Here is an 11693-nt window from a genome sequence, read left to right as displayed (position 1 = left end):
ACAGTAATCAACTAGAGTCGGTTGACGACCTAATAAATAAGGTCGACCATCTGCAAGTAACGCATCTAACTCAGCAAAAATCGTCTCAATCTTAGATTGGCTGATGGTGATTTGCGCAGTATCGGCCGGTAAATTTTTTTGCCAAAACCCCGGCTAACCACAGATAAATCTTAGCCGCTAACCACTGCTGCCAACCAGGCACCCGTTGTTGCCATAACGGTAACACAACCTCTTTATGCGGTAATAACATCGCATACGCATAATTGCGCGTCGCGATGGCTAAATCATTAAGCAATATGCCCAGTAAACGTTCAGTTTGTTCACGTTCCGAAGGGTTACTAGGCCATAACCGCAACGCCTCCGGCAAACGCGCATCGATATAATCAATAGCCTCACGTAGACTGCCTAAGGTCGCTTCATTTGTGATTAACACCGGCATCGCTTTAGTGTCAGCACCGGCTAATAAAAACGCAAAAAAATGCAAAACAGGTACTTGCCCAGACTCACGATAAGGCACCCCTCCTCTATCTAATAACCAACGTATTAACTCACACAGATGCGACACCGGAAGCGTCAACAATTGATTCACCGGTTTAGAGTACACCCCACGCCGCGTATTGCCTGGCTTTATCATGTTATACCTCACTCTTATAGTTGTTTATTATCGTAATAGCTTCTTGAAAGCCACTTATTTACATAAATGGTTATAAGCAATACTAAGTCGACTATATACCTAATCTGTAAGCCGCATAGAATAAGCAAACGCTAATTCGCTTATCTTTCAATTGCTAGTAGCAATCATAACTCTATAAAAAAGAAAGCGAAAGAAACTTTTAAAATTAAATATTGTAAGTATCAAGTTGTCCAAATACATACTCTGAACAGTCAACCTTCGTTTTTTGAGTAGGGTACGCGGTGTGTACCATTAAAAAAAATCGCAATAAAATCAATAATAAGGTATGCGCAGCGCACCCTACAGCAACCCAAGATACCGAAAACTTTACCGTTCGGAGTATACATCATCATTCAAAATGACTAACACAATAAGCTATTGTGCTGATAAAAACTTCGGCAACTTGGATAAATGACTCTTCTGTGGTTTAGGTATTTTGCAACTCATACAGATGATGTTGAAAAAACCGCTCGATGTGTCACCTTCTGTCGTCTATGCGGTGTTTTTTGCTAGCCTCGGTTAAATATCATACAACAATACCAAACCCTCTCTGGGTATTAGCCGCGATATTGCTCTGTTATGCGGGTCTGCGTGTACCTCATGCCGACATGCTCGGTAGTGATTGCAGCAACAGCGCTTGCTAAAACCGTTTACAGACTAATAACGGGCGCATAATTTTTTTGCTGTAATTACACTGCTTAGCCTTTTTGAAAATTTTCGATAAAACCTACCTTACAATTCGCACTAGCTTATATCGTAAGTATGGATTATTATTTGGCAGCATATAATTTGTTAGAAGTTCGTATCGTTTAAGAATAACAGTTACCATGCGGCTTTTTTCCACCCATCATCACTACAAAAAACTTATCGTGTTTCACAACTATTTTTTCTAAAGGCGGGTTTAGGCTTATGTCATATTTTCATTTTGCGTTGGGTCATCTGCATGATTCTGAGTGTTTGCAAGTTCTTGTTCACGGAACTATCTTTGATTTGTCTGTGCATACCGATGAATCTCTAGCGGCATCGAAAACTACTAATCCGGTATTTGCCGACTTGTCACCCGAGAAAGCTAAGAGCTACACCCATTTTGTTGAGATTCCGGACGAGCATTTTGACAGCAATGCACCGAAATGGGTTAAAGTCGTCAGACCTAAACAAGCAGGCTCGCATTTGAATGAAGTGGTGTTAATGAGCCATATTATCCCACCGGTAATTTTGAGAAATTTTTACCGGTCGGACATGTGGAAACAGCGTTTATCACGCCAACATGGACGTCATGCGCCTCAAGGCATGAAAGCGAATCAGCCCGCTATTAATTCGCATACCAATGGCAGGCTTTATTGGCTAGGTATTGAAACCCAAGCAACCGATGAAGAAAAAGCCATAGACAAAATGGTGGCTGCACAGTATTTAGTCGACACCCAAACGACGGCCGCAGGCTTGATTGCCCACCATCCTGATTTAGCGACAGTGCAACCCGTCACGGCAGCTTATATTCGTGATGCTCATATTTTGCCTGATCCTAAGGTGAATCCGGATCAATACAATGCCATGCAAGTATTGAATGACGCAATGACCAATACGCCGAGCTGGTCGCCCGTCATTGATTGTAAGGACAAAAATGGCAATCCGATTACAGCAGATTACGATTTGGGTGAATTTAAGCAAGGGCAAAAACTACAGACCTTTGATATTACAGGCAATGTTCTTAGCGCATCAGCCGTTCCGATTGTTGGTGCAAAACGCACCTCTAGCGACGATTTGCAACTGCAGAATCAGTTATGGAGTCCTGCTCCTGGCACCAGCGTTCTCAAAAAATCTAACACTAAAAATACAGCATTAAATGTTGAACGCTTAGTCGAAGACACTGAATTTAAATGGACGGTGCCTTATCAAACGTATACATCCGGAATAAAACTCGATAAAGACTCGCTAAAGATTGATCCTAAAAATAATTTTTCCATTGATGCGTACAATGTTTATAGCCGTACATTTTACGTCGCTTTTGAATTATTCGATGACCAGGGCCATTCGCTTGGTCCACGCCAAAGCATAGACGGGCTGTCAGCCGTCGATACGATTATGGGCATTCCCATTCCTGTGTTCCCGACGACAGAGCGTTTTAATATCGGTACGGCTTCGGCGATTAAAATTTATTTTGGTAGTCTAGGCGTTTCCAACTGGGATAAAGTCAGTTGGGATGACTTAAACGTCAGTGACCGAGGTGCATTGTTAACCGGAGCTTGGCAGTATGGTATACCCATTATATTCATGATTGCCGGAAAAATAATCACCAGCACGCAAACGTTCAATAAAATCGTTAACGATAAAGAATTAAGACTGGCCGCAGTTGCCGTACTTTCATTTCTGGTTGCCGGTGGCGTAGCGACCAAAGCGGCATTGACCAATTGGAAAGAAACCATGCTGCAATTCGGCAATGTCGTGATTAGTTTCGTTGTCAAAAAAGGCATGGAAAAACTAGGCGAGTGGTTGCTAGAACAAGTCGGTGAAGGTGAATTATCCAACGCATTCGGCCCGGTTGGTTGGTTATTTAAATTGGCTGCTGTGGCCTTGGATTTCGAATTAATCGCTATCACCACCGGTGAAGTGTTGTCGTCTGATTCGTTGGTTACTGCAGAAATCAAACGCGCGATTGATGTTTCTTTAACTTTGCACCCAGATCCACGTCATGGTGAAGCCGGACATCCTGAAACCGCCGTTTGGTCTTCGGTGGCTGCGTATTATGTTGCGACCTTACAAGTTCAAGGGGGGACCAACTTTGAGTTAAAAGGAACAATGCCAGCGACTACCAGCGGAACCCCCATCCCTTTGTTATTTGAGAATGTGCCTGCAGGTGGTAATTTCCGTATTTTTATCGGTTTGTACAGCGCCAATGGCTGGTTAGCAAGCTCTTGGCAAAATAACTGGACGCCAGCCGTGCCGAATCAAGGCACGACGCTTAATCTTGGTGATAAAAGTGTCACGGAAAATCTGGTACCGCTAGGCATTGATACCCAGTATGTGTATAAAGAAAAAATTCAGTACGCCAACTCCGATTTTTCCTGGGTTGCTAACGGTGAACCACCGAGCACTAATCTGACTTCACTAAATTGCGCCGCCACCGGTGGATTGTGTGAATTGACCGCAATTACCGTCAATAACAGTGCCTTCCAAGTGGGTTATATTTGGCGGGCAGCGAATCAGCATTTGCATCCGGATTCACCGGACGCGCCGATTTCCGATCAGCAACTTTACGGCCTGCAAAACCTTTCGGTCTTAGCCGATCCCGGTTCACGTTTAATTAGCAGCACTATTGGTTTGACTCAAAAGCCAGGCATCGCGTACGCACCGTCGCTGAATACCGATAACACCATAGACCAAAACAATTTTATTCTCGACCCGCGTAACGGTTCGTTAAATTTACGGCAAGTCGTGTTAGACGGCGAAAGCGATTTTGGCTTGGGTAAGCCTAATTTGCTGAGTTGGGGTTCGTTTCCGCTAGACAATTTAGACTCTATGGCAATTCATCCCAATAACGCAGTGCTTGCTTGTTCGTTTAGTAAGCACAAACTGATGATTTTGAATCTACCTGCTGCGCCATCACCTGACGGCCAAGCGCCAGAAGCGTTATTAGTCTCTGGCGAAGGTGTGCGCGAAGGTTTGATGAAAGGTCCAAAAGCCTTGGCTGTAGCACCAGATGGCAGGATTCTGATTTTAGAAAGTTTAAACAATCGCGTGCAAGCTTTTGACATTTTGGGTAACGCGGTTCCAAGTTTTACGCCATACCCTTGGGTTTATACCGTCAACACGGCAGATGTCGCCCCTATGTTGGATGCCGGTCAAGTACCGCTACAGTTTACCGACGGCCTGATTGTAGCCGGACAAAATTTCATCGCGCCCCTTACTAATGCGAGCTATATTGCCGAACTAGATAGTGGAAAATTTCAGCCTAACAGCAAAGACCCTTTGCTGGCGGCATTGGCTTTGTTAAACATCAATCCATCGTATGACCCTGACGCGCTTAACGATCCGTCGGTTAGTTCGCAAATTGAAGTCGTGCAACCCGGTTCCTCTTGGATTATCACCGATCCACGCAAGCTGGCATGGCAGATTTTATACCAAGATGGCCTGTTAAATGTGTACCAGCGCCCACTATCGGTTTCAATAAAAGTGCAGCAGCCTGGAGAACGCTGGCTGTTGAGCGATAATCTACTGGGTTTGGCCTGGCTATTAACAGTGTCAAGCGGTAATCCAAAATTAGTTGAAGTGTTTGATTGTTTGACTTATTTCCCACTCCAAGCCGGGCCGAACGGCGCAGACCTCAATTACTTGGATATGGCCGTCGAGGCGCAAGGCTATCTATATATCCTGTCATATACCAATGACGGGGGCTCAGCATCGGATTATCTACTCGACGTGTACAACCCGGATGGCACTTTCTTGTTCCGCTCACCGGATTCGGCGATTACTACCCAGCCACAAAATATCGTCGCTGGACGGCTTACCGTTGACATTTGGCGTGACTTATATGCGCTAACCTACGAAACACTGAAAGGCGCTAACGGAGGCTTGCAACCGGGTTTAGCGCATTGGACACCCACTCCGCCTTTATTCAGTTTCCCATTGAGCGAGCAACCCAATTTTAATTCACAGAACATCAGCGCTATTAAAGCTGACTTTGCCGATCATCACATTTCTTTAAGCAATCAAGCGTTTATTGAAGTGATTAATCCTGATGGCTTCTGGGATGTAAAAGACGGCGTAACGATATATCACGTTTACCGTAGCGGCGACGCCCTGCAAGTGTATTCAATTCCAGCATAACCTAAAACAATGCCGTCATCGCTGAGATGACGGCTTTAAGGCTATGTCAGCTTTGACCAACGTGCTCTATAAAAACAAGGCTATGCACTTTAGGCAGGACAATGCCCTGTCCCTACTTAAGTGGGTAGCCAAAAAACAACAGCAATAACATAAACTTTTCAACTGTTAGGTGAACACATGCAGGGCATTACCATCGCCATTGGCAAAACCGGAATTCAGTTCTTTACCCAAAACTATTTAGTGGGTACGTTAGTCACTCTACTTGGAAAGTTAGCCCCGCCCAATAGAACCATTCAGGTTGCAAATTTCAAAACCTATCCCAGCTATCAAGTGGAAATCGACTACAGCGCTATCTCAATAGTCTTATCAAATGGCAGTTTGATTGGTTTTTCCCCTACTTTCAAAACTGTCACCCAAGGTGTTGCTGATGATTCGGCTAAAACACCGATTTTTACGCTGACTTTCGCTGCGGGTAATTTTTCAGCTAAGTATGATTGGCAGGAAAATTATCATTGGGACGAATATGACACTTATACCGGACCGAATGGGCCTGTCGTACAGCATACTGACGGAAATACTTCCACGCCTCTATCTTATAGCCCTGGCTTTGGTCAATTAACGGCGATGGTAATCGTGCAATTTTTATTTGATAGCAGCAATAATGCCTGGGAGATCACAACCTATAAAACGTCTGCCCAAACTGCTAATTTAACTGCGAATATCCCTGGTTCGAGTATTCTGAACGGACAAGATGCTAGTTGTGCCGGAACACATGTCGATGACGCCACCGCGCAAGCGATTAGTGCTATCGATTTTGCTACGCCACTGAACAGTTTGCTCAGCGGAATCATTAAAACGATTCCCGGTTCGGGAAATTTAGGTGATGGTATGGTTTATGACTTTTCGCTTGGAGATTCTGGCCTAGTATTTCCCAATAATGATGGGATTCAAATGGGTGTGAAAGGCGGCGCGAGCTATAACGGCACTGCATTTTCCGGCCCTACCCCACCGTCGTTACCGTTACCCGTACCGCCCACCGATTCCGATACCCATCATTTGTCTATGTATGTCTCGAATTACGAAGTGGACGCTCTAAACTGGGCTTATTACAAAGCTGGAAAATTGAACCTGCTGATAACCCCTCAGGATTTGCCGGACCCAAAACTGCTGCTGGTATCCAGTTACACAACGTTTGAACCGAGCTTAACCCCGTACTCAGCATTTGTTATGAATGCTCAATTGACGCAAAACATCGCTCCAGTGACGTCGTTTCAGACGGCGTACGTTTATTCCAAAAGTGCAATGACTCTTTTGCAACAGCAACTTCCAGCAACTGTTTACACATTGATCGAAGCGCTGCCAAGCAATGCGTATTTGTCGCAAACCAGTCTGGAAGCTTTTTTAACCCAAGCGACTGTTCCGAATCAATACTTCACAACGATAGAAAATGCCGGAAAAACATCGGCAATGGTCTTAACCCAAGACATTAGTTATACGCTAACGATTCAAAATAACGCCAATCCCCAACCAAATATAACCTTTAGCGTTAAACGCGTAGATGTATTAACTAATTTGGGCCTGGGCATTTCGTTAAATAATACCCAGACCTTGCAATTCGCTTCGCCAATGCAGGTAGTACGGTTACTTACCAAAGCAGTACGATTCCAGGCTTTAACGGTGAAATTTTTGAGGCAATCGTCTGGGTAATCGCTGAAGGTCTTTACGCACAAAACTTAGTGGATTTAGGCGCAACCGGCGTCCCTCTACCTATTATGCAGAATTTCCAATTCGATTTCAGCAATGCCGAACTTAGCGTACAAACGGGCTATGTCAGCATTTTAGCCAATGTGGTTTATAAAAACAGCTAATTACAAGGATTACTTATGCAAGCCATTACGATCGCCATCGGCAAAACCGGTATTAATTTTTTCGCACAGCAATTGGTTGCTAAAGAACTGGTTAACCTGTTATCCCAACTGAGGCCGCCCAATAAAACGATAAATATCGGTCGTATCGATATTCTTTACAGCACGGCTGATAACATCGTTATTAATCTGACCAACGGAACGTTAGTCAACTTCACGCCCGCATTTGAAAGTGTCACCCAAAATAGTGGCGGTAATTTTCCGCTGGTGATGCAAGCGGTCAATTTCAACGCCCAATATGCGTGGGAAGAAACCTATAGTTATACCCATTGCACTTTTATCGCTGGCGTAGGCGTTATTTGCGATAACCCAGTCAATAAAGATAATAAATTTACTTATACGCCTAGCTTTTCATCACTGACCGTCAATGTTCCACTGCAATTTGAATACGATAATCAAAGTCAGACCTGGAGCATCGTCGCCGGTACGACAACCGGTAATGCCGTAAGCAGTAGTGCCAATATTCCCAGTGACAGTATTATCCAAGAAGAAAACCAAGAATGTTTTTCTTCCCATGCGTCTGATGCAACAGCGTCTGCGTTGTCGGCGATTGATTTCAGCTCATCACTGAATACTCTGATTACCGGAAACCTAGCCAGTATTCCTGCATCGGGCAATTTAGGTGACGGTATGGTTTATGATTTTTCGCTTGGCGATTCAGGTTTGCTGTTTCCCAATAATGATGGCATTCAAATGGGCGTAAAAGGTGGGGCTAGCTATAACGGCACCGCTTTCTCTGGCGCTAACCCGCCCTCGCTACCCTTGCCCATTCCTCCTGCCGATTCCGATACCTCGCATCATTTGAATATGTATGTTTCAAATTACGAAGTGGATGCCTTGAACTGGGTTTATTTTGAAGCTGGAAAGCTGAATTTGTTGATTAAACCGGAAGATTTGCCCGATGCGCAATTGTTGAAGGTATCGAGTTATACCACTTATGAACCGCGCTTCAGCCCTATGCTGCCTTTGTCATGTATGCGCAAATCACGCAAAACGCCGCACCAACCACCTCATTCCAAACTGTTTATTTATTCAACGCGGCCGTGATGACGCTTTTACAAAGCCAGTTGCCTGCCGATGTTTACCAATTGCTACAGGCGATTGCTGGCAATGCTTATTTAACGCAAGCTGCCGTTGAAGCGTTTTTGACGTCGGCAACTGTTCCAACCCAGTATTTTTCAACCATAGAAACAGCGGCCAAAATAGCTGCGATGGCGTCAACGCAAGATATCAGTTATACGCTGACCATTCAAAATAGCGCTAATCCCCAGCCAAACATAACATTCAGCGTAAAACGGACGGATGTTTTGACTGATCTGGCGTTGGGAATTTCATCGAATAATACGCAGACCTTGCAATTTGGTTTTGCTAATGCCGAAAATACCATCACTTACGATAGCAGTAGCATTCCTGGATTTAACGGCCCTATTTTCGAAGCCATTGTTTGGGTGATTGCCGAAGGTTTATATGCCCAGAATTTGGCGGACTTAGGCAAAACCGGGGTGCCATTACCCATCATGCAGGATTTCCAATTCGATTTTGGCAATGCCGAGCTGAGCATCCAAACCGGCTATGTCAGCATTCTGGCTGATGTCGTCTATAAATCTAACCTTGTTACCCATTAAAGTCATGAGCCAAACATTTCCAGGTGTATTCGCAGGCAAAATGGCGTTTTTGTTCTGCCGTTGAAGGCATTCAAAATTTATATCTAACCACCAACCGCATCAGTGACGGGCATCACGGCTGGTTGTATATTCCCGGCATGAATGCCTTGTCCGTGACCGCGACGGAAAAGTATATGGTGTATCTTTTCCCCGATGGCACTTACCGCATACAATCGGGCGATCTGCGCTGGCTAAGCTTAAATGAAACCGGTGTCTTTATCGAATTCACCGATGACGTTGCCAATGCGGCGGCATTTTTATTGTCTGGAAACCCATTGGGTAGCCAGATCAGCGTTAAAACAGCCAACGGTGACCAAGCGCTTTATTACTTGTCGCCGACCAATCCAGAAACGCCTAATGTTCTGGGAGTAACCGACGGCACCGACCATTACGCAACCTTTGCGCCGACTGTAGAAACGGTTTCGCTAGCAACCGTCAGGCAAGCCAAACAAGCGGTGAATGCCGATTTTTCCAACGTGATTCTCATCGGCCAAGATTTATCCCAAGGCATAGATTTTAGTAACGCCAACTTTACCGGGGCACAGCTAGCAGGTGCCAATTTCAGCAATGCGACGTTGGATAACGCGAATATGAGCCAGACCGATTTACGCGGTTTGAATTGGGGTAAACCAGCATCGGCACGGCAAATTGATTTGTCTGGTTCAAATGCGGCAGGTTGTCAACTCGGTGGTCAAACTTATAAGCTAGATTGCAGCGGGGCAAAAGCTACATCAGCCGATTTCACTAGAGCTGTGTTGACCAATCTCAATCTACAAGGCGCAAACTTGGCCGGTGCCACATTGATTTCTACCGTCCTCGATACCGCCGATTTGACCACCGCGAACTTAAATGGCGTGGTTGCGCTTGGAGCATTTTTACGCGGAGTGACGTTAACCGATGCTTCGGCACAAATGGGGATTTTTTGTAATGCTGTCTTTGATCATTCGGATTTAACTCGGGTAAAAATGGGCGCGAGCAGCTTTTTGTTTTTTCTCGACCCTCAATTAAATACACAGTTTGCTAACGAATTAGATAACGATGCTTATCCACAGACTGATTTAATCGCCGCTTTTAAAAATAATGGCATTACCCTTCAACCGGCATCCGTGGTCGTCGTTGTCATTAAAGGCCAAAGCTGGTTAATTCTCGACCCTAGTGGCCCTTACAAATTATTCCTGAGTGACAACGGGATTGAGGTATTTAACGATAATCCAAGCTTAATTCCAGCAGTGCTTAATGGTGCCTCATTAGTCGGGGTTACAGCGCCAACAGCCAGTCTTGCCGGTGCTGATTTGCGTAACGTTAAGTGGTATGCGGCGCCTGCGACGCTCAATCATGCCGATTTACAAGATGCGGTTTTGACCGGTTCAGTTCTGACCTCAAACGATTTTACCCAAGCCAATGTTTCGGGAGCGGATTTCAGTGATTGCCTATTATTACAGGGAAAATTTACCGGATGCATGGTTGGACCTGGGGGAAGCGGGCGGGCGATTTCGTTTGCCAGGGCGCATCTTGAAGGCGTTGATTTCAGCAAAGCAACTTTTTCTGGAACGCTACTAACCCATGCGGTAGTGGCTCTCGATTTGGGTGTAGTCTTATTCTTTCTACCTAGCGATGATCAGCAATATTTAACAGCAACCGGTATCGCTAATTTGAGTCCTGCGTTTCATGCCGCCGGACTCGATCTTGGTAATACGCCTTCGATAATGGACACAGCCTTTTGGACAATAGACAATAGCCAAGCCATCGATCCACATGCCCCAAAACAATACCTGGTTAAGACCGGAACTTCAGGTTTTAATGTCTATGGTAATGGCAAGTACCTGTTCAATTTGCCTGCGGCTGACGCACCTTTTTTAAATCAGCCGCAAGCTTCACAACGGTTAGTGTCAATTTTTGCTGGAAAACAATACAACTTAGCACTAAACGCACCGATAACAGCCACTAGCAGTTGGTCGATAACACCTAGTGCGGATGCCGTATACCTTCGCAGTTATCGGTTTAACACCTTACAGGTTTTTGCCGAAACAACGCGTTTATCCGTTTACGGGACTTCCCCCATATTAATTGAAAATTTAAGCCAATATCCGCAAGGGGTCGCTTTCGGTGCCACTCAAAATTTAGCCAATGCTTTTAGCTCTAATTCCGTAGGTCCAGCCTGTTTACCTTTTTCCTGGCTTAAGCAAAATAAAATTGACGAACAAGCGTTTTTTACAGTGGCAACAGGCAACACAGTCAATCAATAAATAACATTCTCGCAATTACCGCCTCACTGCCATTAAGTTAAGCCATTTTGGAGTGCAAAGCTTGCTTTGTACGGTGTTTAAAATCTGCAAGGCAATCCTTGCACTCCGATAATTGACTGTTGAGTGCTTAACCTAATGGCAGTCAGGCGATCCTGCGGAATTAACATCCTTGTTTAAACAAAAACTGTAAGCGCTCAACCAAACCACCTGTTCTAATAAGTTCAGAACCGTTATTCTCAAAAATTTTTGAAGAGGATAATGCATGACCTTAACCGCGCATTGGATACACCACCTGAACACTTGGCAAAGCAGCGGAATGACGCAAGCGGCGTATTGCGACAGCATCGGCTTAATGTCAAAA

The 11693-nt window shown here is 44.9% G+C and carries 8 protein-coding genes and 1 pseudogene; 7 read left to right on the top strand and 2 right to left on the bottom strand.

The genetic code is table 11. From position 1 onward, the window contains the following. Window positions 1-36: 36 nt before the first annotated feature. A pseudogene (locus VZ94_RS32735) lies at window positions 37-81 on the bottom strand (hypothetical protein); the annotation flags it as partial. A gap of 10 nt (window positions 82-91) precedes the next feature. Beyond that, window positions 92-634, bottom strand: coding sequence for a glutathione S-transferase N-terminal domain-containing protein (locus VZ94_RS10435; RefSeq protein ID WP_045779192.1), 543 nt, complete (start codon window positions 632-634; stop codon window positions 92-94). Between the two features lie 948 nt (window positions 635-1582). Between VZ94_RS10435 and VZ94_RS10430 the strand changes: the two genes are divergently transcribed. The 7 genes from VZ94_RS10430 to tnpA form a co-directional block, all read left to right on the top strand. Further along, window positions 1583-5497: an NHL repeat-containing protein gene (locus VZ94_RS10430; RefSeq protein ID WP_045779191.1), complete on the top strand. Its 3915-nt coding sequence runs from the start codon at window positions 1583-1585 to the stop codon at window positions 5495-5497. 177 nt (window positions 5498-5674) lie between these two features. Then, on the top strand, window positions 5675-7204 hold the full coding sequence (locus tag VZ94_RS10425) for an LBP/BPI/CETP family protein (protein ID WP_045779190.1): 1530 nt from the start codon (window positions 5675-5677) through the stop codon (window positions 7202-7204). A 29-nt stretch (window positions 7205-7233) separates the two neighbouring features. Then, on the top strand, window positions 7234-7365 hold the full coding sequence (locus tag VZ94_RS30630) for a hypothetical protein (RefSeq protein ID WP_275575200.1): 132 nt from the start codon (window positions 7234-7236) through the stop codon (window positions 7363-7365). 15 nt (window positions 7366-7380) lie between these two features. Next, a complete protein-coding gene (locus VZ94_RS10420) occupies window positions 7381-8469 on the top strand; it encodes an LBP/BPI/CETP family protein (RefSeq protein WP_045779189.1) in 1089 nt (362 codons plus the stop codon). Next, window positions 8466-9047, top strand: a complete 582-nt coding sequence (locus VZ94_RS10415) for an LBP/BPI/CETP family protein (RefSeq protein ID WP_204369106.1) — start codon at window positions 8466-8468, stop codon at window positions 9045-9047. The genes VZ94_RS10420 and VZ94_RS10415 overlap by 4 nt, the downstream gene beginning before the upstream one ends. A gap of 23 nt (window positions 9048-9070) precedes the next feature. Beyond that, window positions 9071-11332: a pentapeptide repeat-containing protein gene (locus tag VZ94_RS10410; RefSeq protein ID WP_045779187.1), complete on the top strand. Its 2262-nt coding sequence runs from the start codon at window positions 9071-9073 to the stop codon at window positions 11330-11332. A gap of 262 nt (window positions 11333-11594) precedes the next feature. Beyond that, a partial coding sequence (gene tnpA / locus VZ94_RS33235; protein ID WP_439097727.1) for an IS66 family insertion sequence element accessory protein TnpA occupies window positions 11595-11693 on the top strand: 99 nt, incomplete at its 3' end.

It is taken from the genome of Methylocucumis oryzae (assembly GCF_000963695.1).
GTDB classification, from domain to species: Bacteria; Pseudomonadota; Gammaproteobacteria; order Methylococcales; family Methylomonadaceae; genus Methylovulum; species Methylovulum oryzae.
The sequence above is the reverse complement of the archived record's forward strand: the minus strand, read 5'-3'. Positions and strand labels throughout refer to the sequence as shown.